The sequence below is a fragment of the Pedobacter sandarakinus genome, from assembly GCF_026240095.1.
Taxonomy (GTDB): domain Bacteria; phylum Bacteroidota; class Bacteroidia; order Sphingobacteriales; family Sphingobacteriaceae; genus Pedobacter; species Pedobacter sandarakinus.
This window is the reverse complement of record NZ_JAPIVG010000001.1, coordinates 774789-801278: the sequence shown is the minus strand read 5'-3', so window position 1 is coordinate 801278 and position 26490 is coordinate 774789. Positions and strand designations below refer to the sequence as shown.

Here is a 26490-nt window from a genome sequence, read left to right as displayed (position 1 = left end):
ATGGTTATAAAATTTCTATTCCTTTATTTTGGTATCCACCTAATGCACTATGGCTTGGGTTTAGCTCGGTTATGAGATGACTAATATTTTCGATGGAGCATACTTTTAGCCTTAATGTAATATCTAATTTTTCAGAAATACATAGTACCGCTGTTTTTTTTGCAGATGCAAGCATGGCTTTTTTTAATTGGTTAATTTCCCAATAGGTATCAGTAAGGCCCTCCAATGGATGTATTGCACTTGTTCCCATCAAACATAAATCGGCTTTTAACTCAGATAATTGTGTAATTACCTGGCCGCCATAGGTAACCTGAGAATTTTTCGAGAAAAGGCCACCAATCAAGATCACTTCAATGTTATCATATTTAGCCAGTTCTACCGCCACCAATGGACTAATGGTGAAGAATGTTGCGCCGATGCTAGGTGGCAGTTGCTTCACCAACTCCAGAATGGTGGTTCCACCTCCAGTTAATACCACCATCCCATCTTTAATTAACGACGTTGCTTTCTTTGCAATGGTTATTTTACTATCCCTCGCATAAACTGTACTATCATCAAAGGAACTGTGGTAAGATTTAGAAAGCGCACCGCCATGAACCTTGAATAATAAACCAAGATCCACAAGTTCCTGAAGGTCTCGTCTAATCGTATCTTCTGATACGTTGAGTAGTTGCACCATATCAGATGTGAGCACACGATTGTGTAGATTAATCTGGCGCATAATGAAATCATGTCGTTCTTTTTTTAACATATAACAGTTTGGCTGGCACGAATATAAAAATACTTTTCGTATCAATTGCGGGTTGTTGCGGGTTTTTGCAATAATGTATTGTAACAGTTGTGAATAAAACTATGTTATTTGTTTTTTAAATGAAAAACATTTAAGATATTAGCTAAATATTGATAAAAATGCGTGATTATGCGTGTTTGAAAACTATTTAACTAACTAACAACTAAACATTTTATTAACCACTATTGGCAGTTTATGAAAAGAAAACTACTATTAATTTTTCTTGGTACATTTATGTTGCTGGCGCAGGCTTTTGCGCAGCAGGTAACTGTTACCGGTAAGGTTACATCTAGCGATGGACCAGTGCCTGGCGTTTCTATTCGAGTAAAAGGAACCACGGTAGTTGCCCAAACCAATGGCAGCGGGGATTACTCAATTAAAGCATTAAAAACGGATGTGCTTCAGTTCACCTACATTGGATTTAGGTCTCAGGATAAGCCTGTTGGCAATAACTCAACCATAAATGTAATTCTTGCTAGCGATGCAAGTAATTTGGATGAAGTAATTGTTACTGCACAAGGTATAGAGCGCAGTACCAGATCACTGGGTTATTCTACGCAAACGATTAAAGGTGGAGAGGTTGCTCAAACACAACGTGATAATTTTCTAAATGCATTACAGGGAAGAGTAGCTGGCGCAACCATCACTCCAACAAATGGAACGCCAGGAGCATCGTCTACAATGATTATTAGGGGCGGAGTTTCTCTTGACGGAGATAACCAACCATTATTTGTTATCGATGGGTTGCCTATTTCTAATCGTACCTTCAGCGAATACAACCTCGTGGGTCAAGGAACTTTTAATAGACAAAATGACTATGGAAACCGTGCAATGGATATTAATCCAGAAGAGATCGAGACCATCACCATTTTAAAAGGGCCAGAAGCTTCGGCGCTTTATGGAACACAAGGTGCCTCTGGTGCGGTTGTTATTACCACCAAGAAAGCCAAATCGGGTACAGCAAGAGTAACTTATAACAACTCTTTTAGGGTTGAAAACGCTTATCGGTTCCCAGATGTACAATCGGTTTACGGCGGTGGCGCAGGTGGATTCTTCGATGAGGAAGTGAGAACAAGAACTTATTTTGGGGCCAAGATTCCAGGGAATAGAACCATTTATGATAACGTGGGCAACTTCTACAAAACAGGTTTTACCCAAAAACACAATGCATCGATAGAAGGTGGAAGCGAAAAGCTTTCTGTAAGAACATCTTTAGGCTATACCAACCAAACTGGTATTATTCCTGGAACCGACTTTAACAGTTTAAACGGGAAGGTTAGTGTTACCACTACTATTAGCGAAAAGATAAAAATGAATGGTTCAATCAATTTCATCAATTCTAAAACTAACAAAACATATAAAGGTGCCAGTAGCCCTATGTTAAGTTCTTTAACTTGGCCATTGGTTGATGATATGCGAAATTACCTTACCAGTACAGGGGATAGAAGAACAATTACGGGCAGTTTAAGTGGCGAGTTAGATAATCCGTATTGGGCTGTAGAAAAAAATCCAAACTGGGAAAAAAGTAACCGTATGCTCGCGAATTTTGGAATTGACTATGTACCTACGAAATGGTTAAGTATTACTGCCAGGGGTGGTGCAGATATCAATGCCGGTCAGGGTTTATCAGCTTATCATCCGCAGTCGTACGAGGCCAATAGAAGTGGTACTAGCAACTTGGGAGGAGGTTTAAATACTTATAACACCAACGAGCGCTTATATAATGCCACCTTAATTGCAACGTTTAAGAAAGACTTTGGGAAGTTTAAGCCGGTATTCCGTATTGGCGGAGATTTGACTGATGGATCTTACCAAACCAATGCACAATTTGGCACCAGGTTCTATCAACAGAATTTTTATAGTATGAACAATACAGATCCAACCACACAGCGAGTTGCTTACGCCGACGAATTAAAGAGAAAGGTTGGTGCATTGGCTGTTGCGGAACTTGGGTACGATAATATTTTATATTTAACTTTAACAGGAAGACAGGATTTTTCGTCTACGCTCCCTATTCAAAATTATAGTTTCTTTTATCCGGCAAGTTCTTTGAGTTTTGTTTTCTCGGATCTTGCGCCCCTTAAAAAACTCGAATGGCTATCATTTGGTAAATTAAGAGCTTCTTATGGACAATCGGGTAAAGATGCCAGAAACGCTTATGTTACTAAAACCAAATTAGTGGCACAGACAACCACGGGTGGTGGTTTCGCTACAGACGTTACTGCCGGTAACCCTAACTTAGAGGCCGAATTTAGTACTATGGCCGAAGCTGGTATGGAACTGGGTTTATTTAATAACCGTCTATCTTTCGATTTTTCTTATTACAATACACTATCTAACAAACAAATTACGGCACCTAGATTAAGTTACGCAACTGGTGCTATTCTAGGTTATATTAATAGTGGAAAGATTCGTAAACGCGGTTTCGAATTGCTGGTAAAGGGTAACCCAATTAAAACCACTAACTTTACCTGGGATATATCGGCAAACCTTTCTCGGGATCGGGGAAGAATATTGGCTTTACCAGCTGACCAAGATATATTTTACGTATCAGATTCATGGTTGTTTGATAATGTTAGAGCACAATATACTGTTGGTTCGTCTATCTCTGCTTTTGCAGGTATTGATTATCTTCGAAACAACGCTGGAGAGGTATTAATCAATCCTCAAAACGGTATGCCTATTAAAGGAACTAACTTTACACCCATCGGCGATCGTGCACCAGATATATCAGTAGGTTTAACCAACAGCTTTACTTACAAAAATTTCAATCTTTCTTTCTTGTTGGATATGAGAAAGGGAGGCGATATCTACAACGCTACAGAATTTTATCTTTATGCACGTGGTATGTCTAAGCTAACTTTAGACCGTGAAATTCCAAGGGTAATCGCTGGAGTATTAAAAGACGGCTTAGAAAATTCTGGAAACCCAACAGTTAATAATATTTTAGTAACCCCATACATTACCACTTCTTACTATTCTACTTTTTATAATACTAGAGATTTCTTACAAACTGATGTAAACTGGGTAAGGTTAAAAGACGTAACACTATCGTACAACTTGCCTAAGGCTTTGTTTGCAAAAAGCAATGTATTCAAGAGTGCCAATGTGTTTTTCACCGGTACAGATTTGTTATTAATTACTAACTACAAAGGTGTTGACCCTGCAGTTAACGGATTAAGTGCGGCATCTGGTGGTTTAGGAGGTACAGGTATAGATTTTGGTTCAGTAGGTTTGCCAAGAGGATATAACTTTGGTTTAAGAGTAGGTTTTTAATTAATAGAGAGATGAAAAAGATTTTTATAGCAATTACAGTATTAACTGTATTCATATCTGCGGGGTGTAAAAAATACTTGGATATTAATACAGATCCGGCTACGCCTCAAGTGCCAGAGAGCAAAACGCTAACGCCGCCTCTATTTGCACAAATGGAACGTGGTATTCAATTTGACTCCCGCTACCTTGGTGGTTTGATTCAATATTTTGGTGGAAATGTTAACGTAGGTGAAACCCACGGTTGGTTGCCTGGTAGTGATGCGATGGGCGAAATCTGGAGGACTAATTACTATGGGTTAGGCGCAAATCTAAACCTCATAATAGAAGATTCACAACAGAAACAAGAGTATAATTATGTTGGCTTGGCGCAGGCTTTAAAAGCTTGGAGTTGGCAAACTACAACAGATTACCATGGTGAGATCATTCTAAAACAAGCTTATGAGCCAAACCGTTATGTTTTCGATTACGACAAACAAGAGGATGTTTATGCTGAGGTAGTTAGATTGGCTAATGAATCTATTGCCAACTTCTCACGTACTGATGGAACAGGTACCGTGGCAAAAATGGCTGGTGCAGATTTAGTTTATGCAGGCGACAATGCCAAATGGATTAAATTTAATTACGGTATTTTGGCTAGGAATGCTAACAATTTAATTAATAAAGCAAATTATAATCCTGCTAAGGTAATAGAGTACGTTGATAAAGCTTTGGCAAGCAATGCAGATAATTTTATTGTTCCAAACAAGGGAACTACTTCAATTGATGGTAATTTCTTCGGTCCTTTGAGGGCCAATTTGGCATCATATCGTCAAACAAGGATGATTGTTGGCCTTTTAGACGGCACGTATCTTACTGGTACACAGGGAACAGTTATCGACCCAAGAATTGTGAACATGATCACACCTTCTGCCGATGGTGTATATAGAGGAACAAATCCTGGCAGTTCAGATCCAGGTACCGCAGCACTTAGAAATCAAATCCCAAATCCATGGGGTGTTTTGGCATCGTTAAATCCTGGTGCGGGTGCAGGAAAGTATTTATTTAAGGATAACGCTGGGTTCCCAATCATGACTTATGCTGAAATGCAATTTATTAAGGCAGAAGCTGCATTTAGGAATGAGAATGCAAATGTTGCATATACTGCATACTTAAATGGTATTTCTGCAAGTATTGATTTTGTTAGTTCGCTTGGAACGGCCATTACAACAGCACAAAAAACAGCCTATCTAACGAGTGCGGCAGTAAAGCAAAATGCGGCAGCATTAACACTTAAGGATATTATGTTACAAAAATATTTAGCCTTATATGGATATGGGTTTGTTGAAACATGGTGTGATTTACGTAAGTATAACTACAATACAGGAGATGCAAAAGGGAATAATCCATATGGAGGTGTTTTTATTTTTCCATCTAGTTTCTATGCTGATAATGGTGGTAAACCTGCTCAACGCTATCGTCCTCGTTACAACTCCGAGTACCTATGGAACGTTGCGGCACTTAAGGCTATTGGCGCCGATCAACCCGATTATCATACCTACAAAATGTGGTTTTCTCAACCTTAATATAACATTACATGAAAAAGATTTTATATATAACACTTGCTCTAGCATCGCTTTTTGGAGCTTGTAAAAAAGGGGAACTTGTAGAAAGTACACCTTATACTAAAATTAATGGTGGCGATCCGGCTTATACCTTTTTGAGGTTTATCAACATGACTCCAGGTAGCCCAAGTATAAACTTTTATCTAAATGATACGAGGGTTTCTGGAGCCTATAATGCCTTGTCTGGAGAAACTGGCTTCGGCTATATAAGTATTTTCCCTAGCACTGGCGGACAATACTTACCAATTACGCCTGGTTCAAATAAAATAGACGCAAAAATAGTTTCTTCTGCCGCTGTTGATAAAGGGGTTGCCGTATTAAATACCACAATAAACACTGCAGGCGGTAAATATTATTCGTTATTTACAACGGGCGCATATAATACTACCGATAAAAAAATTCCCTCGACATTTCTGTTAGAAGAAGCTAAACCTGCACTAGACACTACAAAAGTGTATGTTAGAGTAGTGAATTTGTACAGCGGAGGAACAGCTAATATCGATATGGTACAGAAGACTACTGGGCAGGTTATCGTTCCTAATGTTGCCTCCAACACAGCTTCAGGATTTGTCGAAATACCCTTACCCGGTCAGGCAAATGTTTACCAATTTAATTATACTGGTACTACAACCTCGGTAACTACAGCAAACCTTACTGCACTTACCCTTACCAAAGGTCAGGCATATACTTTAATTCTAAGGGGTGTTGCGGGTTCAGCAACCTACCCATTTGGCATAAGCACTTATGCCTCATTTTATTAAAAATGTTGCTATTTTTAGGAAAGACAAGGTTATTTAGCCTTGTCTTTTTTTTTGGATCCGAAAACTATGCGTTACTTAATTCTGATTCTGACTTTTTTACTAATGAATACTGCTTTGCGAGCGGATACATTCTTCGTAATTTCAAAGAATGATGCTGGAGCAGGTTCGCTACGAGATGCCATAGAAAGAGCTAATAACAATGGAACCACTGATCTAGACTATATCTATTTTAATTTACCAGGCTCATCCTTAGCCGACGTTACCATAGCATTGGAAACAGAATTGCCTGTGCTAAGCAGCAATATCATTCTGGATGCCACTACTCAACCATTCTCTGCTTTAGGTAATCCAAATATAAAAGTTAGTTTAATAAGAGTTGTAGCAGCATATTTTAGCGGTATCAGATTAGACAATGCCAGTCGTGTAGCTGTTTATGGGCTGTTATTTAGCAATTTCCAATCTGACCCGCTTGGTGCCCTGGATGATAAAAAGGCAGGCATTTACCTTTATAATTCAAAAGATATTGTAATTGGAGCACCTAATAAGCCAAATTGTTTTGTCGGCTGTTATGCCGGGATACTTTCACCATTTGTTATCCCAAAATTCTTCATCGAAAATATAAAAATATCTTCCAATATCTTCGGTCTTTCAGAGAATGGATTAAATCTGTCTCCGAATGAATCGGGTATTGATATAAGTTTCCTAAAAAATAGCATTATTGGTGGAGACAGCGCAGATGAGGGTAATTTAATTACTGGTAATACCAGAAGTGGTATTGCGCTAGGTGGTGCAGAATCAAACATCAAAATCTCAAATAATATTATAGGGCTTGATAAAAATTTTATGCCCAAGCCCACTACATCCGCAAATGGAATTTATGTTAACGGAGGTAATAGTATGCCAATCATCTCTGACAATTTTTTAGCGGGGCAAGCAAAGGGCATCTATATAGATTTTGTAAATGATGGCTTTATTATCGCCCGTAATAAAATAGGCACAGGCAAACTTGGCACCGAAAATTTTTCAAATACATTGGGTATTCACATCAATTTTTCAAATACTAAAGGACTTATTGGTGGATCGAATATCAATGATCAAAATACTATCGGCTATAATAAAACTGCAATACTAATTGAAAACTCCTATCCCATTTCAATCTATAAAAATAGTATTTACTGCAATACCTTCGATGCCGTGACCTTTAAAAATCAAAGTCTAAATCAAGCCAAGATTGACGTGATTACAACTACCGAAGTTAGTGGTAAATATATCCCAAATGCTACCGTCGAACTTTTTTATACTGATGATTGCAATGATTGTCAAGGCAAGACATGGTTCGCTACCTTAAGAACACACGCAGATGGCAGCTGGAAGTATACCGGTACAGTTACGGGGAAAGTAACAAGCTTAGGTACCGATGAGAACGGGGCAACATCTAATTTTTCCAAGCCATTAATTAATGATACTGAAAAACAGATTATTGATCCTTTTTGTGGAGAATCAACAGGTAGTATTAAAAACCTGCATGTTTACAATTCTTCTGTTTACCAATGGTATAATGCAGCAGGCGCCATAGTGGGGAATAAAATTGATCTGGAAAACGTGTCTGCGGGCACATATTATTTAAAAGCTGGTCAGCGAGGGTTGTGCGATGTTACTTCTGCAACATTTACTATCGGCCCTATTGGCAATGGAATAAGTGATGCAAATAGAATAGTAACAAACGAAAGCTGCGGTGGTGCCAACGGTAGTATTAAAAACATTGCTGTGGCAAATGATTTAAGCAGAACATGGTATAATCTGGAGGGTCAAGTCGTAGGTCGTGGTGTTAATCTAGAAAACGTTCCCGCAGGTGGTTATTTCTTTAAAGTGGGTACGGGCACATGCGAAATTACTTCGCCAATCTACGAGATCAAAAACTTGAATAAGGACTTCTCCGTGAGATCGGTATTAATTGCACCGGCAACTTGTGATAAGCAAAATGGAAGCATTACTATTCAAAGTTATCAAGGGGAAAGGCCCATCGTTTTTACTTGGAAAGATTCCCAGGGCAATGTCGTGGGCAACAATGAGAATCTTTCGCAAGTTCTCCCAGGTAGTTATACTTTATTAGCATCTGATGGTGTAAAGTGTGAAAGCATTGCCGGAACGTTTAAGGTAGAGGCTTCACAATTGCCAGAAATCAATGTCAACCAGATAGAGGCCAGAATTGGGTGTGATGGCGCAAACATAAGTGTTTCAGGAATTCAGGTAACAGGATCGAATTTGCCCTATGTTTATGCATGGGTCGATGCAAATGAGCAGACCATCTCCACCTCGCTAAATTTAATGGCCAAACCTGGGCGCTATTATTTAAAAGTCAAAGATAGCTTTGGTTGTGAGGTGAGGACGGATTTCTTAGATTTTAATGCGCTAGCCGATAAAAAAATTCAAGTTCCAAATTCAATTACGCCAAACGGCGACGGGGTAAACGATACCTGGAGAATTAAAGGAATCGAAAATTACCCCAATGCGGAATTTTATGTTTTCAATAGAAATGGCGATCAACTATTCTACTCCCTGGGCTATAATAAAGAATTTGATGGAAAATTTAATGGTAAGCCACTTGGCACAGGAGTATATTATTACCTTATTGATTTAAAAACTGATTGCGGAAAAATATCTGGTAGTTTAACCATCTTAAATTAATTTGAACTAGCCCATATTCCAAGATTAGTAAATGGAGCGACAGCTCATTCGCCGCCGCTCTATCTTCGTTCCCTACAATATCTTAAAACCTAAGCTCAATTGAAATAAATTAGGTTTTTGTGTATATTTTTCACTTTTGCTAATGTTTGATAAGCCAGCTTCATAACGTAGATCCACCGAAATTGCGCCCACATCAACCCCAGCGCCAGCTTGTAGACCAAGTGCCTGGTTTTTATAGTTATCAAAATCTGTTGCCTGTTGGTAAGCACTATTGAAAGTGGCGTTCTCGTCTAAAACAAACGAAATTACGGGCCCAGCCATTAACCTGAAATTTAAGTTCTTCGCACCAAATTTGGTTCCTAATAATACAGGAACATCAAGCGTAGTAAATTTAACTTTTCCTTCGGCTACGACCTCATTGTTACTGTTATTGGTGAAACTGACAAACCTGTTGCCCTTGCTCCCGATATAGGCCTCAGGCTGTACGTAAAAACTCGCACCACCTATTCTGGCCCAAGCTCCGATTTGGTAACCTAACCGATTTTCTGCACTGGCAAAGTCGGCGTCTAATTTTGCCAGATTTACGCCCGCTTTTAAACCTAGATTAAAAGTTTGGGCTTGCGCACTTACCAAAAAAGTAGTTAACGCAATAATAGAGAGAATGATTTTTTTCATTTCTATAAGTTTGATTAATTGGATGTGTGACCTATAACGCACTTTTAACACAATTATCGTGCAAAGTATTTCATTAGATGCTATTTTTTAATTCTTGGTTTTAAAACATAAAAATGTGAGCAAATATTTTTTACTTTTGCATCAAATAAAATCCAATATGGCTAATTTTCAACTCACTCCCGAAACTGCATTTAAGGTAAAAACCAAGTTCCTTAGAAAATATCGTGATTTAGCCAATGAACCCTTAGAGTTTGTAGCAGGTAAAGAAGACCAGCTTATTGAAGATTTAATGCGCTTGGTAAAACGCGATCGTACATACATCGAATTTACCATCCAGAAAGCCCTTGCCGATACTAAAGGCAACAGGTTGTAATTGCTAAAGCGCATTCAGCGAAGGGCTGTCTCTAACTTTCATTTCTTTCCTGTTACATAAAGGATTTTTTTATCTCTTTTTGTACATTTACGCTAATACAATCAGGTAGTAGATAATTTTAACGCTGATGTGTCATTTTTAGCTATTGGCGTATACATTTTTTTGCGCCTGAAAAATAATCTATTGGGTTTACCGCAATTAAAGAAAGCGAAGCGATGAAGAAATTTAAATACGGAATTTTAGCTACTGGCCTGGGCCTTGCAGCCATCTCTTTCTCGTTTAGAGAAGATTTATTCCTGGTTTCTAAAAACCTCGATATTTTCGCAACGCTTTATAAGGAAATTAACATCAACTATGTTGATGATACCAATGCTCCGCAATTGATGAGGGTTGGAATCGATGCGATGCTCGAAAGCTTAGATCCTTACACGGAATACGTTCCCGAATCGGAAATAGAAGATTATAAACTCAAGTATGTAAGCACGCAGTATGGAGGCATAGGTGCTGCTACCGTGTTAATTGATGGGAAACTTTATATCAACGAAGTTAGTGAAGGCTATCCGGCTTATAAAGGCGATTTGAAAGCTGGCGATGAGGTAATTGTAATTAGTGGTGTAGCGGTAAAGGGAAAAGATCGTAACCAAATTAGCCAACTACTCCGTGGCCCAAAAGGTACGCCAGTAGATCTGCTTGTAATAAGAGATAGCAAAGAAATCGCTAAAAAAATTGTTCGCGAAGAGATAAGACAGCCGAATGTATCTTACTCAGGCATGTTGGATGGGGGGATGGGTTACATAAAATTAGATAAGTTTCTCGAAAACTCGGCACAAGAGGTGAAGGATGCATTACTTAACATCAACAAAGAAAATCCAAAAGGGGTTGTGCTCGATTTGAGAAATAATGGTGGAGGAATTTTGCAGGAAGCAGTCAAAATCGTAAACCTATTCGTTGCCAAAGATCAGTTGATTGTTACACAAAAAGGCAAGAATGTAGAAAAGACAATCGCATATAGAACACTTTTCGAACCTGTTTCCACCTCTCTTCCGGTGGTCGTATTGGTTAATGCAAACTCCGCATCAGCATCAGAAATTGTGGCGGGTGCTTTGCAAGATTTAGATCGGGCAGTAGTGGTTGGTCAACGCAGTTATGGAAAAGGCCTTGTGCAGCAAACATTTAACCTTCCCTACAACAGCTTAGTTAAAGTAACTGTAGCCAAATATTATACGCCCTCTGGAAGATGTATTCAGAAGTTAGATTATGCACATAAAGATGCCAACGGTGTAGCAGAGCGGTTCGCAGATTCTTCAATGGTGATGTACCAAACCAAGGCGCAACGAAACGTTTACAGCGGCAATGGCGTATATCCGGATGTTGTGGTGCCTGCGGCAAAACTTAGTCCCATAACCATCACTATGGCAAATAAAAACTTGTTTTTTAACTTTGCGAATCAATACCGAAAGAATAATGTCAAACTGGCTTCTGCAAAAACGTTTCAGGTTTCTGATGCAGATTACACCGCCTTTATAAATACACTGGCAGATAAAGACCTCACTTACCAGAGCAGAACAGAACGTTTACTTGCCGATTTGAGGAGCGAAGCTGAAAAAGAAAATAAATCTGCAGAAGTAAAGGCCGACCTCGAAAATTTAAAATACAAACTTACAGTTGCTAAAAAAGTAGATGTTATCGCACATAAAGATGAGATCAAAAAAATATTAGAAACGCAAATCGTAAGCAGGTATTTTTACGAGAAAGGACGCATCGAGCAAAGCTTTCAGTACGATAAAGAATTGGCTGCTGCAAAAGCGCTTTTTGTTAATCAACCTCAAATGTTAGCCATTTTAAAAGGCGATGGTAATTATAAAGTGATTGGCAAACCCGTTAAAGAAACTTCATCGGTAGATTAAAGGCTACACTTATATAAACGTTATGAAAAAGATCTCCCTAATTTTTTGTGCTGTATTATATTTCACTAGCCTTAAGGCGCAACAATATCAACCCAGTGCGGCAAATCTTCAACAAAGGCAATGGTTTGCAGATGCAAAATTTGGCCTTTTTATCCATTGGGGGCCATTTAGTATTCCAGGGAGTGGCGAATGGGTAATGAATGATCGGAAGCTAAAAGTTGCTAACTACACTAACTTAAAAGATTTTTTCAATCCCATCGCATTCAATGCTGCTGAGTATGTAAGCATCGCCAAAAATGCCGGCATGAAATACATCACTTTAATCACCCGCCATCACGATGGTTTTAGTATGTGGGATACGAAATATTCTGATTTCAACATCATGAATACGCCCTATAAAAAAGATATAGTAAAAATGATAGCTGATGAATGTCATAAGCAAGGCATCAAACTGTATCTATACTACTCGCTACTGGATTGGAGAAGGGATGATTATCCTCACGAAACAGGCAAAACAGGTCAAAATACGGGTCGTAAAGGGAAAGGCGATTATGCCAGTTACCTTCAGTTTATGAAAAATCAACTTACAGAGTTACTAACCAATTACGGGGAAATTGGCGGCATTTGGTTCGATGGACATTGGGATCAAACTGCACCTGAAGGCGAAAAAGATAGGTCGTCGAGAATAGACTGGAAATATGATGAATTGTATGGATTAATTCACCGCTTGCAACCACAGTGTATGATCGGGAATAACCATCACCTAAGTCCTTTCTCCGGAGAAGATTTCCAGATGTTCGAACGCGATTTGCCAGGTGAAAATAAATCTGGACTAAGCTTTCAAACGGCTTCAGATCAATTACCCTTAGAAACTTGCGAAACCATTTCCGATAGTTGGGGATATAACCTAAGCGATACAAGGTACAAATCAGATAAAGAACTTATCCATATGCTGGTAAAGGCTTCTAGCTTGGGCGCTAACCTTTTGCTTAATATTGGCCCTATGCCTAGCGGAAAAATACAGCCCGAATTTCAAGACCGGTTGGCAAAAATTGGTGCCTGGTTAAAAATTAATGGCGAAAGTATTTATGGTACTAAGGCCGGATTTCTAAAACCGACCAAGTCCTGGAGTATGACACAGAAAGCCAATAAAATATTTCTCCATTTTCTAGACAATACGAATGATCCCGTAACTTTTGAACCTACTGGTTTTAAAAAAATAATTAAAGCCTATCGATTAGATGGTGGCGACCCTGTAAAAATTAATTTTAAGAATGGGAAATACGAGTTTGTAAATCCAAATAGTAATCCTACAGTTGATGATGTTGTGGTTTTGGAAACAAAGTAGTTTCAAATCCCTAGATGTTTAAAATAGTTCATACTTTAGTAAATCGTTTTAACAAAATCGTCTACTAAATGAATTTTAAGCACATCAAAGCCATTCTTTTCATTAGCGCTATCTCCCTGTCAAATGTAATTCATGCTCAAAAATCTGCCAAACTCACCCAGTTTGTAGATCCAATTATTGGTTCGGCAAAGCATGGACATGTTTTCGTTGGTGCAAATGTGCCATTTGGTGCAGTGCAATTAGGGCCCAACAACATTATGGAAGGCTGGGATTGGTGTAGTGGTTATAATTACGTAAGTAACACCATTACTGGCTTCTCTCATACCCACTTAAGTGGTACCGGTATCGGTGATTTGGGTGATATCTCGATTATGCCAGCAACAGGTAAAACCATATTACACAAAGGCAAAAAAGGAGCAGAGGATTTAGGTTACCTTTCAACCTTCTCCCATCAAAATGAGGTTGCAAAAGCAGGTTATTATAGCGTACTTTTAGATAAATATCAGATTAAGGCCGAGCTAACAGCCACAGAAAGGGTAGGTTTTCATCAATATAGCTTCCCAAAAAATGCCAATCAGCCGCACCTGGTTATCGATCTAATTGAGGGTATTGGTTGGGATGCCCCTACAAGCGTTTCCTTTAAACAGCTTGATGCTACTACAATTGTGGGCAACAGAAATTCTAAAGGCTGGGCAGACGATCAACGCCTGTTTTTTGTAATCAAGCTTTCCCAACCCATCACAAATTTTAGTATTTACGAAGAGGATCAACTTAAAAGCAGTAAAGATGTTAAAGGCAAAAAACTTAAAGCGGTAGTCGATTTTACCTCCATAAATAATAATAAATTGCAGGTAAAAGTGGCCATCTCTCCTGTAAGTATAGAAAATGCAGTTTTTAACCTTGGTACAGAATTGCCCGACTGGAACTTCGCCGCAACCGTGGCCAAGGCAGATGCAAAGTGGGAACAGCAGCTGGCGAAAGTTAAAATAGATGCTTCTACAAATACCAAAAAGATTTTCTACACCGCACTATACCATACCATGATTGCGCCATCGTTGTTTAATGATGTGAATAAGGATTACCTGGGTACCGACAAGAAAATTTACCGCAAAGCAAACTTCAATAACCTTACTACCTTTTCGCTTTGGGATACTTACCGTGCAGCGAATCCACTTTATACCATTCTTCATCAAGATAAGGTGAACGATGTAGTTAATACCATGCTGGCCATATATAAGCAACAGGGCAAGCTACCTGTTTGGCATTTAATGGGTAACGAAACTAATACCATGGTTGGCTATCATGCCGTTCCTGTAGTGGTAGATGCATACTTAAAGGGTTACCGCGGTTTCGATGCAAACTTAGCGTATGAGGCAGTTAAGCAGTCGGCGATGCAGAAAACGAACGGAATCGAATATATTCAGAAATTGACGTACATCCCGGCAGATAAAGTGAATGAATCTGTTGCAAAAGCGCTCGAATACGCCATCGACGATTATTGTATTGCCATGTTTGCCAGAGCACTAAACAAACCCGACGACTACTCATATTTTAGCAAAAGGGCGCAATTGTATCGCCAGTATTTCGATACCGATGTACAGTTTATGCGTGGTAAAATGGCCGATGGAAAGTGGCGTTCGCCTTTTAATCCGGTGGTTTCTAAACACCGCGAAGACGATTATACCGAGGGTAATGCATGGCAGTATACTTGGTTGGTACCGCAAGATGTAGAGGGTTTAATTAAGCTTTTTGGGGGCGAAAAGCCTTTTGTGAATAAACTCGATTCACTTTTCACCGTACCGGCAGATTTGGGGGAAAATAGCTCCCCAGATATTTCGGGTCTCATTGGAAACTACGCTCAAGGCAACGAACCGGGGCACCACATTCCATACCTTTACGCCTATGCCGGCCAACCGTGGAAAACGGCAGATTTAATACGAAAAATAGACCGGGATTTTTTTAGTGCTAAGCCAGATGGTTTGTGCGGAAATGAAGATGTGGGTCAAATGAGTGCATGGTATGTGTTTTCGGCCATGGGCTTTTACCCTGTAAATCCGGCAAATGGAACCTACGTATTTGGTACACCGTTAATAAACGCTGCCACCATCCAGTTGCCTAATCGCAAAAAATTCGATATCAAAGTTGTAAATAATAGTAATGAAAATAAGTATATTCAAAAGATAACCATCAATGGAAAACCTTATTCAAAATCTTTTATCACGCATAAAACCATCGTTAATGGAGGGACTATGCAAATTTACATGGGCAGCACAGCTTCAAAAGTGTGGGGTGTAACGGCGGGTAACCGACCGATATCTACACCTTAATTTTTTTTGAAAATGAAAGCCCTGAGCCAATGGAGGCTGCAAGCCCCGCTATCCCTACAGCCGAGGGGGTAATACAGCGTTACCTTGGGCTTGGCAAAAAAGCTATGGCAGTGCGGCAACTCGGCTTTCGTCCTATCGGGTTTATAATTGATGGTCATTCTTCCTTAGGAAAAACAAGCCATCGCAACAATAATATTTATGAGAAACTGGTTTCTATCTTTTCTACTCATTCTCAGTTATAATGGCTGGGCACAAAAACGGTACGAATTAAACTCAGGTTGGCTTTGCCAGAACATCAAACAGGTGAGCGGCACCGGTCAGCAAGTATCTGCCCCAAATTTTGCCTTAACCAATTGGCTCTCTGCTACGGTACCAGGCACCGTGCTAACCACTTTGCTTCAAAACAAAAAAATCCTCGATCCATTTTATGGGATGAATAACGAGCGTATTCCAGATATTTATAATACCGGAAACGACTATTACACCTATTGGTTTGCTAAAGATTTCACAGAGAAAGCCATCGGCAATGAGCAGGTATGGCTCCAGTTTCGTGGAATTAATTATAAAGCAGAGATTTTTCTAAATGGTAAAAAGGTTAACGCCCGCACCCATGAGGGCATGCACATCAGGGCAACCTATAACATTACAAAACTCCTTTCATCAAACGGGAAAAATAGGTTAGCAGTAGTCGTTTATCCGCCAGATTTTCCTGGCAACCCTAATGGCGGCCAAGGTGGCGATGGAACCATAGCCAAAGGCCTCACAACGCAATACACAGCCGGTTGGGATTGGATTCTGCCTATCCGCGATAGAAATACCGGTATTTGGGATAAGGTAACCATCGAAAAAACAAAAGCCGTAAATATAAAAAACCCGCATGTAGTTACCTTGGTGCCCGGTAAAAGAGTGCCAACAGGCGTACAACGACCAGCAACGATAAAGGTTTCTGTCGAGATTGAAAACCCAACAAATAAGCTCGTTAATGGAGTGTTGCAATATAAAATAGCGGGGAAAACAGTAAGCAAGTCGATAAGCTTGGCTGGCAATAGAAGCACAGAAGTAACTTTCGCCGACTTACCGTTGGAAAATCCAAAACTCTGGTGGCCAAATGGCTATGGGGAGCAATATTTATATGATCTTAACATTCAGTTTGTGGCAAACAACCAGCTTTATGATGATGAGAATATGAAAGTTGGCGTACGGCAGATTGACAACCTTTGGGATGAGCACACTAAAAGCATGGGCGCTTACGTAAACGGACAGCGTATTTTTATTAAAGGCGGTAACTGGATTATTTCTGATGCCATGCTTCGTTTTACTAATGCCCGCTACGATGCTGAGGTTCGCTACCACAAAGATATGAACTTAAACCTGATCAGAATTTGGGGTGGTGCTATTTTAGAACGACCAGAGTTTTACCAGGCTTGCGATAAATACGGGCTTCTGGTATTTCAGGATTTTTGGTTTAGTGGCGATTGTAACGGCCGGTGGGTTGATCCGATGAAGAAAGAAGACCAATGGACGCGAAGAAACTATCCTGATAACCATCCGTTGGTGTTAACCGCTATTGAAGATCAGGTTAAAATGATTCGTAACCATGCTTCACTCGCATTCTGGTGCGGTGGAAACGAAATCACGCCGCCAGAAGATATTTTAAATCCCATCAAAACGGATATTTTGCCACGGTTAGACGGAACGAGGTATTTCTTCGATTTTTCTAACAGTGATGAAATGTCGTACAATGAAATTGGTGGTAATGGAGATGGGCCTTATAGTATTCAAGATCCAAAAAGCTTTTGGTCAGTTAAAACATTTCCTTACAATTCTGAAGTCGGTTCAGTGGGTGTTGGTGATTACGAATCGCTAGAGCGGTTTATCCCTGCCGAGAATATGGTTGCCCCACAGTTTAAAACTAAAACCGATTCGGTTTGGGAATACCATAAATACATTGGCTACGATCAATACATTAATCCCTACGGAAAGGCTAAAGATGCGAAAGATTTCGCCATGACAGCGCAACTGGTAAATTACAATCAATACAGGGCTTTAATGGAAGGTTTTTCCAATAAAATGTGGGATTGGTACACTGGCACCATCATCTGGAAAACACAGAACCCATGGACCGCCATGCGTGGGCAGATGTATGACTATTACCTCGATCCAAACGCCTGCTTATACGGTTTGCGCAAAGGGAGTGAATCGCTGCATATAATGATGAATCCCCTTGATAGCATGGTTACTGTTGTAAATAATGGTTTAGCTGGTCAGAATAACTTGATGGTGCAGGCAAAAGCCTACGACATGAATGGTAAAGATTACTTTTACTCGCAAGTGTTTAATTCAATAGGTGCTTCATCGGTGCGGCGATTTTTTCCCTTAAACGATTTTCTTAAAAAATTAGATCAGAAGGAAGGTATTTTCGTATCCCTAAGGATTTTAGATCAACAACAGAAAATATTAAGTGAAAATATCTATTGGCTTGCTGATAAGGATGGCAACTACAAAGGATTGCAAGATCTAAAACCTGCAGACCTAAATATCACGGCGACCAAAAAGCAAAAAGGAAAAGTAGAGATTAAACTCACTAACCCCGCAGGTGGGCCATTGGCGTTTTTTAACCGTTTAGCACTTATTGACGCTGGTACGAGCAAAAGAATCTTGCCATCTTTTTATGATGACAATTATGTAACAGTATTGCCAGGTGAGAGCAAAACCATTATTGCCGAATATACTGATGAACAAAAAAATATGGCAGTAGAACTTTATGGTTGGAATGTAACACGCAAGCGCATTGCTGTTAATTAACCGTGGGCGCTTACGCTAAGCATTCTGCGGCTTATATTTTGTTTATCAGCTAGATCTAATTCTCGGATTAGCATAAAAAAAGGCGATATTGTTTAAAATATCGCCTTCAAAATTATTTTACAGTATTAACTTACGCCGTGAAGTTTCACTTTTAAGCCATCCATATTTTGATTTAACTGCAGTTGGCAAGATAAACGGGAATTTGGCAATAAATCTGGCAAGGTATCTAACATTGCGTATTCATCATCACTCATTTCATTCAACTTTTCCTCACCTGCTAATACATCTACACAACAAGTAGCACATAAAGCCATCCCGCCACAAGTGGCCAAAATATCGTATTCGGATGCTTTTAAAAATTCCATCAAACTTAAGCCCATATCTGTTGGTGCTTCGTGTGGCGTAACAGAACCATCCGGCTCTTGCATATATATTGTAATGTTGTTTTCCATTTTGCTCGCTTATTAGCGCAAACTTACAAAAATAGTTTCTATTTAAAATTCTGATACACCGTTTACTGTGGTGTATTTCATGGTATATTTAACCCCTGGGTTCATATAAGAATAAGCACTATGGCTCATTAATGCTGCCTCATGGAAACCGCAAAGAATCAGTTTCAGCTTATTGGTGTAAGTGTTAATATCGCCAATGGCATAAATACCCGGTATGTTGGTCGAGTAATCATCTGTATTTACCTCAATGGCACTTTTGCTAATATTTAGGTTCCAGTCTTCAATTGGTCCTAACTTAGGACTCAAACCAAACAATGGAATTAGGTGATCGGCATCTACAACTGTCTTTTCCATTGTGCGGTTTTGCACAATTTCTACTTTCTCCAGTTTGTCGGTACCATGTACGGCTTGCAAATTGCTATTCAGAACCAAGTTAATTTTTCCACTTTCGGCAAGTGCCATTACCTTGGCAACCGAATCTGGCGCACCGCGGAAACTTTCGCTGCGGTGTATTAAGGTAAGTTCAGAACAAACATCGGCAAGGTAAATGGTCCAGTCTAAGGCAGAGTCTCCGCCACCGGCAATAACCATTTTCTGATCGCGATATTTCTCTGGATCAAGGATCATGTAATTCACACCTTTACCATTTTCGAACTGCTCTAAATTCTCAACCGCAGGTTTCCGGGGTTCAAAACAACCTAAACCGCCAGCAATTACCACAACCTTCGCCTCGATAACAGTGCCCATATTAGTTGTTAGAACGAAATCGGCCTCGCCGCGTTTTTCTAAGCCCTCAATACGCTCTCCTAAGGTAAAAGTAGGGTGGAAAGGTTTTGCCTGTTCCATCAAATTATCGACAAGCTCTTGCGCCAATACCGAAGGATAACCAGGAATATCATAAATCGGTTTCTTGGGGTAAATTTCAGAAAGTTGACCACCTACTTGAGGAAGGTAATCGATTAAATGGCAACGCATTTTCAATAAACCGGCTTCAAAAATGGCAAATAAACCAACCGGACCAGCGCCAATTACGGCTATATCTGTAGAGATCATTCAAAAAAATTTGAGGCAAAGTTACAAAATAAACAATTATCAATCGCTCTATTTAGAAATATTCTAGATAATTCTGTAAACAGATTGTTTCCAATATTTTATACCAACTAAACCGATAAAAAGCAAAAGTTATCTATTATCGGGCAATATAAACAAATTATAATTGTTCTATAGATTTAGTGGAGTTTGTTTTTGTAAACAGATTGTTTTGTACAATAAGTAGTTCTTGAGGTATTTTATCAGCCTTGCTATGATATAATAGTAAAACATCCATCGTGTGCTGCGCAATTTTGCGTTTGCCAATTATCGCAAACCTGTAATATTCGTCATGATGTTGATCTGTATGGTTTACAAAAAATATTGTATCGTTTTCGGTTCTGAATTTTCCTTTTGTTCTTTCTACACCAAAACAAATTTGCGTATGAGAAAATTTGCCATTTGATTTCAGCTTAACTGTACTTGTACAATTTGCAGCTCCTTCTTTTGCAGCAACTAAAATATCTGTTCCTTCAAATTCATCAAAGTTAACTAATCCAGTAGGCGAATACGCAGTTGAAGAAATTATAAAGACAAGTGCCGCAATAAGCCAGGCATTATTTTGGCCTAGTTTTCTTTTTTTCAATGCCTGAATTATCCGACTAAACAGAATTAATAGCAAAGCAAGGTAAATGAGTATTAAAAATAAAGTAGCGGGCATTCCCAGCAGCCCCAGTTCCGATTCCCAGTAGTAGGTAGTTTGGACAATCAGAAAGAAGGTAATTGCAAAAATCCAGATTGATTTATTGTTCATTTACAAGTTCAGTTGCTTTTGTACTCGTCCTCTGCCAATTACCAATTCATTCCTAAATTTTGAAATACAAAACTCCAGACGTCTGCAGCCTCTTCAATCAACTTGCCTGTGGGTTTACCGGCTCCATGACCTGCCTTTGTTTCTATTCTGATCAACATCGGGTTGTCGCCTTTGTATTTTTCTTGCAATGTTGCTGCAAATTTGAAAGAATGGGCGGGCACAACACGGTCATCATGGTCGGCGGTTGTGATCAGGGTAGCAGGATAATTTACACCTGCTTTGATGTTATGCAACGGCGAATATTTAATCAAGTAATCGAAATCTTCTTTTTTATCGCTACTACCGTATTCTACTGCCCAGCCCCAGCCCACGGTGAATTTATGGTAGCGCAACATATCCAAAACGCCTACCGCTGGTAGGGCTACCTTAAATAGCTCGGGTCTTTGGGTCATACAGGCGCCCACCAATAAGCCCCCATTTGATCCGCCGGCAATAGCAATTTTTGCGGGATTGGTATATTTCTCCTTAATGAGGTATTCGGCGGCACCAATAAAATCGTCGAAAACATTTTGTTTTTTGGCTAGCATACCTGCCTTGTGCCAGGCTTCGCCATATTCACTCCCACCACGTAAACTTGGTTGCACATATATTCCGCCTTTTTCTAAAAAAAGCAATCGCGATAAACTAAAAGCAGGTGTTAAACTAATTTGAAAGCCACCATAAGCATATAAGTAAACCGGATTGTTACCATCGAGCTTTATACCTTTTTTATGAACAATGAACATTGGCACCTTTGTACCATCTTTCGAAGAATAAAATACCTGCTTTGTTTCGTAGTCATCGGTGTTCAATTTCAATTCCGATTTTTTGTAAACTTCAGATGTTGCGGTGCCAATGTGGTAACGGTAAATGTTTCCTGCGGTAGTAAAATTAGTAAATGTGTAGAAGAAATCGATGTCTTCTTTATACCCTCCAAAACCATTTGCGGTGCCAATAGATGGTAGCTTAACTGTTCTAATTTTGGTTCCAGTAAAATCGAACTGAACAATTTGGGTGCTTGCGTCTTTTAGGTACGAGGCCCACAAATAGCCACCACCAGTATTAACACCTTCCAAAGCCAACTTACTTTCGGGAATTATCTTTTGCCAGTTTTCCGGATTGGCCTGTTTCGGGTCTACCAGTACAACTTCCTTGTTTTCTGCGTGATAATCTGTATTCACCAACAGCTTGTCGCCAAGGTTATCAATAACGCTGTGGTTATTTTCGTAGCCTGGTATCAATGAATTAATTTTGCCATTGCCTGATTTCAAATCCTGGTAGAACAGCGCATTTCCTGACGTTCCAGCACTGGCATAAACAACCAAAAAACGTTCATCTTCCGTAACGCTGGCACCGAAATATAAATTTGGATTTGTTTTATCTTCAAAGATAAGCTGATCATCTGCCTGGTTTTCGCCAAGCTTATGGTAATACACTTTTTGGAATTTATTTGCTGCAGATAAGTCTGTTCCTTTAACTGGTGCATCAAACCTGCTGTAGTAAAAACCGTTGCCTTTCCATGCCGCACCAGAAAACTTGGTCCATTTTAACTCGTCTGCTAATTTCATTTTTTTTGCGATGTCCATTACATAGATATTGCTCCAGTCAGAACCTGCCTGTGCCACCGAGTAGGCAACGTATTTTTTATCGTGCGAGAAGCCGAGTAATGAAACGGCCGCAGTGCCATCGGCGGTAAGCGTATTTGGATCTAGAAAAACTTCTTCCTTCCCATCTAGTCCCTTTTTAATAAACCAGACGCTTTGGTTCTGCAGACCATTGTTCTTAGTGAAGAAGTAAAAATCACCAACCTTAAATGGTGCACCCTCTTTTGGGTAGTTCCAGATATCTGTCAAACGTTTTTTAATGTCATCTCGATAAGGGATTTGCGAAAGGTAATTCTCGGTTACTTTATTTTCTGCATCTACCCATTTCTTGGTTTCTGCAGCGGTATCATTTTCAAGCCAGCGGTAAGGGTCGGCAATGTTGGTGCCGAAATAATTATCTATTGTGCTGTCTTTTCTGGTATCTGGATATTTCATTATCGTAATTTTTTCTGCCGGGTTTTTGGCTTCGTTACAAGCAAACAGACTAAATGCAAAAAAGCCTAATAAAATTTGTTTTTTCATACCTGCGGTTATTTATTTACTAATATATGTTTTTCGCAACAGACATTCATTTGTTGGTTCATTTGCCTTATAATTAATTGGCTCATCAGTTGTTTAACGTTAGTCTTTATTCTCAAACCTTTCTCATTTAGTCTTTTTCAACTACCTTTGAAACCTACATGGCTAAGAACATCTATTTCGCGTCCGACTTTCATTTAGGCACTCCAAATTATGCCGAAAGCCGTAATCGCGAAGATCGAATTGTTAAATGGCTCGATTTTATTGCGCCAAATTGCAGCGAACTTTTTTTAATGGGCGATATCTTCGATTTTTGGTTCGAATACGCTAAAGTAATTCCTAAAGGCTTCATTCGTTTGCAGGGAAAGCTGGCTGCCATGGCCGATGCAGGAATAAAAATATATTTCTTCAAAGGCAACCATGATATGTGGGTAAGAGATTATTTCGCCAAGGAAATTGGAATGGAAATTATCAGCGATGAGCGGATTATTGAACGGAACGGTAAGAAATTTTATTTGCACCATGGCGATGGTTTAGGTCCGGGCGATAATAAATACAAGTTTCTAAGGAAAATTTTCAGGAGCAAGCTTTGCCAATGGCTATTCGCACGCCTGCATCCTAATTTTGGTATTGGTATTGCCAATGCATGGAGCAAGGGTAGCAGAGCTGCACAAACCGAAAAAGAGGTTTTCATGGGCCAGGAAAATGAATGGTTAGCCATTTATGCGAAGGAACAGTTGCAGAAACAACATTTCGATTATTTCATTTTTGGCCACAGACATTTGCCATTAGATCTCGATTTGGGCAATGGGAGCCGATACGTAAATATTGGTGAATGGCTTACTTATTATTCTTATGGTGTTTTCGACGGCGATACGCTAAAGCTAGCGTACTATACCACACCATAATTTCTTTAAGCAACCGGGCTTGATCATCGAAGAATAAATACCAGTACTTTAAAAGATAGAAATGCTCAGTGTAATGGAATGAAGCTTTCACAGCAACGGCCCAATCTCTGTGCGGGAAGCATTTGTACCACACCTGCAATGTTAACATAAAGTGGTTCAAACGGAGGTTTGCTGTTGTAAATAAACCTGATGGCAGCGGAATACTTTTTGCTGCAGTTCCTAACATATTCCGCCTTAACATCCACAAAAAGATTTTAGCGAATCAGCAGGGCAGAACCAGAGCCAAGAAATTCTGCAGCACCTTTCTAAATCTAAGAGACCGCAGCTAAGAATCTTCGAATAAAAGCTTCGTAAATATCTAATATAATACCTTGCTTTATAGGCAAAAAACTTAAATTTGCCACAACAAAAACCAAAATACAATGAGTTTTAGAATAGAACACGATACCATGGGCGAGGTGCAGGTGCCTGCTGATAAATACTGGGGTGCGCAAACCGAACGCTCACGCAATAACTTCAAAATCGGACCGGAAGGTTCTATGCCTAAAGAAATTATACACGCTTTTGGCTATTTAAAAAAAGCTGCCGCACTTGCAAATACCGAGCTTGGCGTGCTCTCAGCAGATAAGGCAGATCTAATTGCCAAAGCTTGCGATGAAATTATCGCCGGCCAACTAGATGACCAATTTCCGCTGGTAATTTGGCAAACCGGTTCTGGTACACAAAGCAACATGAACGGAAACGAGGTGATTGCAAATCGTGCTCATGTGATAAATGGCGGGGCTTTGGCCGACGATCAAAAAGTACTTCACCCTAACGATGATGTAAATAAATCGCAATCATCTAACGATACATATCCAACGGCAATGCATATTGCGGCCTACAAATTAACTGTAGAAAATACCATCCCTGGATTAGAAAAATTGCGCAATGCTTTAGCTAAAAAGGTAGAGGAGTTTGCTGGGATCACTAAAACTGGTCGCACTCATTTTATGGATGCTACGCCTTTAACTTTAGGTCAAGAATTTTCGGGTTACGTTCAGCAAATAGACAACAGCATCAGGGCTATTAAAAATGCTCTAATTATGGTTGCCGAGCTGGCTTTGGGCGGTACCGCTGTTGGCACTGGCCTAAATACACCAAAGGGTTACGATGTTTTAGTAGCTAAAAAAATTGCCGAATTAACGGGTTTACCTTTTGTTACGGCGCCTAATAAATTTGAGGCGTTAGCTGCACATGATGCAATGGTAGAACTTTCTGGTGCGCTAAAACGTACTGCCGTGGCATTAATGAAGGTTGCAAACGATGTGCGGATGTTAAGTTCGGGTCCGCGTTGTGGTATTGGCGAAATTGTAATTCCAGATAACGAACCAGGTTCTTCAATTATGCCGGGTAAAGTAAACCCAACCCAGCCAGAAGCATTAACAATGGTTTGCGCACAGGTTATTGGTAACGATGTTGCTGTTTCTGTGGGTGGCATGTCTGGTCATTTCGAACTGAATGTTTTTAAACCATTAATTGCCGCAAATGTATTGCAATCTGCCCGTTTAATTGGCGATGCCTGCGTTTCTTTTACCGATAAATGTGCAGAAGGCATTACCGCAAATTTGCCAGAGATAGAGAAACATTTGCAAAACTCGCTAATGTTGGTTACGGCATTAAACCCACATGTGGGTTACGAAAATGCCGCTAAAATTGCCAAAAAAGCACATAAAGAAAATAAAACATTAAAAGCAGCAGCTGTAGAATTAGGTTTGCTTACTAACGAACAGTTCGATGAGTGGGTTCGACCAGAAGATATGGTTGGTAGCTTGAAATAGTTTTTGAAAAGCAAAGCTAAGCGTGCATCGGTGCCGCTAGTCCCGCTTTTTGCTTCAATCTTTTTCAAACCCTGGTAGGTTTTTCAAACCTTCCAGGGTCTAATCAAAAGTATTCCGCTTCAATCGGGTTTAAAGCAATAAAAACAGTGTTCCAAACGCCAAAAGCAAACCATTTCTGGGTAAAAGCAAATAACTTGTTCACACATCATTAAATAAATCACCTGGCTTAAAACCCACAATTGTACAATGAAATTTAATTTTTTGTGGCTCTTGTGCCTGTGTTTCGGCATCCTGTCTTTCTATAGTGCCTGTTCTCCTCGCCCCAATATTCAGGGCAAGGGCGAAGCCTTTATGCAAGGCGTTTGGAACGAAGATTCGGTAGCCTATAGCAACAAGTTAAGCAACTATACCCAGCACCATATCAAAATTACCTGCGATTCTATTTACCTGGATATGGTTACGCATAGCAAAATCAATTTTTACGAAGATTCCTGTTATAACAATGGGCTTTGGAAAGAATATGCCAAAGGTGTATATGCTGTGAAGGGCGATACTTTATTCGTGGGCGCCACTTTTACCTATGCCAACTATAAACAGAAAATTTCTGGATGCTATCGAATTGGCCGTTACGATAAGAATTTCCTTATCAAGAAAAAATCTGCCGATACCCTGGTATTGCAAAGCTTAACAGACCAGCGTGAAATTATATTATCTTTAAAGGAAAAAATTAACTGCGTACAAAAAGAATTATAAA

Annotated in this window: 18 protein-coding genes; 12 read left to right on the top strand and 6 right to left on the bottom strand. The window is 39.6% G+C overall.

All coding sequences use genetic code 11. The features are described from left to right. Window positions 1-4 precede the first annotated feature (4 nt). Window positions 5-751: a DeoR/GlpR family DNA-binding transcription regulator gene (locus OQ268_RS03375; protein ID WP_265854674.1), complete on the bottom strand. Its 747-nt coding sequence runs from the start codon at window positions 749-751 to the stop codon at window positions 5-7. A gap of 234 nt (window positions 752-985) precedes the next feature. Here OQ268_RS03375 and OQ268_RS03370 point away from each other — a divergent pair, with 234 nt between their 5' ends. The 4 genes from OQ268_RS03370 to OQ268_RS03355 all read left to right on the top strand — a co-directional run bounded on the left by OQ268_RS03370 (window position 986) and on the right by OQ268_RS03355 (window position 9116). Next, complete coding sequence (locus OQ268_RS03370) at window positions 986-4066, top strand: SusC/RagA family TonB-linked outer membrane protein (protein WP_265854672.1); 3081 nt, start codon at window positions 986-988, stop codon at window positions 4064-4066. An 11-nt stretch (window positions 4067-4077) separates the two neighbouring features. Then, window positions 4078-5628: a SusD/RagB family nutrient-binding outer membrane lipoprotein gene (locus OQ268_RS03365; RefSeq protein WP_265854670.1), complete on the top strand. Its 1551-nt coding sequence runs from the start codon at window positions 4078-4080 to the stop codon at window positions 5626-5628. An 11-nt stretch (window positions 5629-5639) separates the two neighbouring features. Beyond that, window positions 5640-6428 carry a DUF4397 domain-containing protein gene (locus tag OQ268_RS03360; protein WP_265854668.1) on the top strand — a complete coding sequence of 263 codons (789 nt, stop codon included), beginning with the start codon at window positions 5640-5642 and terminating at the stop codon, window positions 6426-6428. 66 nt (window positions 6429-6494) lie between these two features. Continuing rightward, window positions 6495-9116 carry a gliding motility-associated C-terminal domain-containing protein gene (locus OQ268_RS03355; protein ID WP_265854666.1) on the top strand — a complete coding sequence of 874 codons (2622 nt, stop codon included), beginning with the start codon at window positions 6495-6497 and terminating at the stop codon, window positions 9114-9116. Between the two features lie 72 nt (window positions 9117-9188). Here the strand turns inward: OQ268_RS03355 and OQ268_RS03350 are convergent, their stop codons facing one another. Continuing rightward, complete coding sequence (locus tag OQ268_RS03350) at window positions 9189-9791, bottom strand: porin family protein (RefSeq protein ID WP_265854664.1); 603 nt, start codon at window positions 9789-9791, stop codon at window positions 9189-9191. A gap of 157 nt (window positions 9792-9948) precedes the next feature. On the opposite strand from OQ268_RS03350, the gene OQ268_RS03345 reads away from it, so the two are divergent. The 5 genes from OQ268_RS03345 (at window position 9949) to OQ268_RS03325 (ending at window position 18551) form a co-directional block, all read left to right on the top strand. Next, window positions 9949-10164, top strand: a complete 216-nt coding sequence (locus OQ268_RS03345; protein ID WP_265854663.1) for a hypothetical protein — start codon at window positions 9949-9951, stop codon at window positions 10162-10164. Window positions 10165-10379: 215 nt separating this feature from the next. Beyond that, window positions 10380-12071 carry a S41 family peptidase gene (locus tag OQ268_RS03340; RefSeq protein WP_265854662.1) on the top strand — a complete coding sequence of 564 codons (1692 nt, stop codon included), beginning with the start codon at window positions 10380-10382 and terminating at the stop codon, window positions 12069-12071. 22 nt (window positions 12072-12093) lie between these two features. Continuing rightward, a complete protein-coding gene (locus OQ268_RS03335) occupies window positions 12094-13419 on the top strand; it encodes an alpha-L-fucosidase (protein ID WP_265854660.1) in 1326 nt (441 codons plus the stop codon). A gap of 68 nt (window positions 13420-13487) precedes the next feature. Continuing rightward, entirely contained in the window at window positions 13488-15746 is a 2259-nt protein-coding gene (locus OQ268_RS03330) for a GH92 family glycosyl hydrolase (protein ID WP_265854659.1), read from the top strand. 198 nt (window positions 15747-15944) lie between these two features. Beyond that, window positions 15945-18551 carry a glycoside hydrolase family 2 protein gene (locus tag OQ268_RS03325; protein ID WP_265854658.1) on the top strand — a complete coding sequence of 869 codons (2607 nt, stop codon included), beginning with the start codon at window positions 15945-15947 and terminating at the stop codon, window positions 18549-18551. A gap of 125 nt (window positions 18552-18676) precedes the next feature. Here the strand turns inward: OQ268_RS03325 and OQ268_RS03320 are convergent, their stop codons facing one another. The 4 genes from OQ268_RS03320 to OQ268_RS03305 all read right to left on the bottom strand — a co-directional run bounded on the left by OQ268_RS03320 (window position 18677) and on the right by OQ268_RS03305 (window position 23011). Next, window positions 18677-19003, bottom strand: a complete 327-nt coding sequence (locus OQ268_RS03320; protein ID WP_265854656.1) for a 2Fe-2S iron-sulfur cluster-binding protein — start codon at window positions 19001-19003, stop codon at window positions 18677-18679. 42 nt (window positions 19004-19045) lie between these two features. Continuing rightward, window positions 19046-20056: an NAD(P)/FAD-dependent oxidoreductase gene (locus tag OQ268_RS03315; RefSeq protein WP_265854654.1), complete on the bottom strand. Its 1011-nt coding sequence runs from the start codon at window positions 20054-20056 to the stop codon at window positions 19046-19048. A gap of 157 nt (window positions 20057-20213) precedes the next feature. Beyond that, on the bottom strand, window positions 20214-20678 hold the full coding sequence (locus OQ268_RS03310) for a hypothetical protein (protein ID WP_265854652.1): 465 nt from the start codon (window positions 20676-20678) through the stop codon (window positions 20214-20216). A 206-nt stretch (window positions 20679-20884) separates the two neighbouring features. After that, a complete protein-coding gene (locus tag OQ268_RS03305) occupies window positions 20885-23011 on the bottom strand; it encodes a prolyl oligopeptidase family serine peptidase (RefSeq protein ID WP_265854651.1) in 2127 nt (708 codons plus the stop codon). 158 nt (window positions 23012-23169) lie between these two features. On the opposite strand from OQ268_RS03305, the gene OQ268_RS03300 reads away from it, so the two are divergent. From OQ268_RS03300 to OQ268_RS03290, 3 genes are all read left to right on the top strand, one after another. Next, window positions 23170-23916, top strand: coding sequence for a UDP-2,3-diacylglucosamine diphosphatase (locus tag OQ268_RS03300; RefSeq protein ID WP_265854649.1), 747 nt, complete (start codon window positions 23170-23172; stop codon window positions 23914-23916). A gap of 422 nt (window positions 23917-24338) precedes the next feature. Next, window positions 24339-25736, top strand: coding sequence for a class II fumarate hydratase (gene fumC / locus OQ268_RS03295; protein WP_265854648.1), 1398 nt, complete (start codon window positions 24339-24341; stop codon window positions 25734-25736). Window positions 25737-25982: 246 nt separating this feature from the next. Further along, window positions 25983-26489 carry a fumarate hydratase gene (locus OQ268_RS03290; protein ID WP_265854646.1) on the top strand — a complete coding sequence of 169 codons (507 nt, stop codon included), beginning with the start codon at window positions 25983-25985 and terminating at the stop codon, window positions 26487-26489. Window position 26490: the final 1 nt, after the last annotated feature.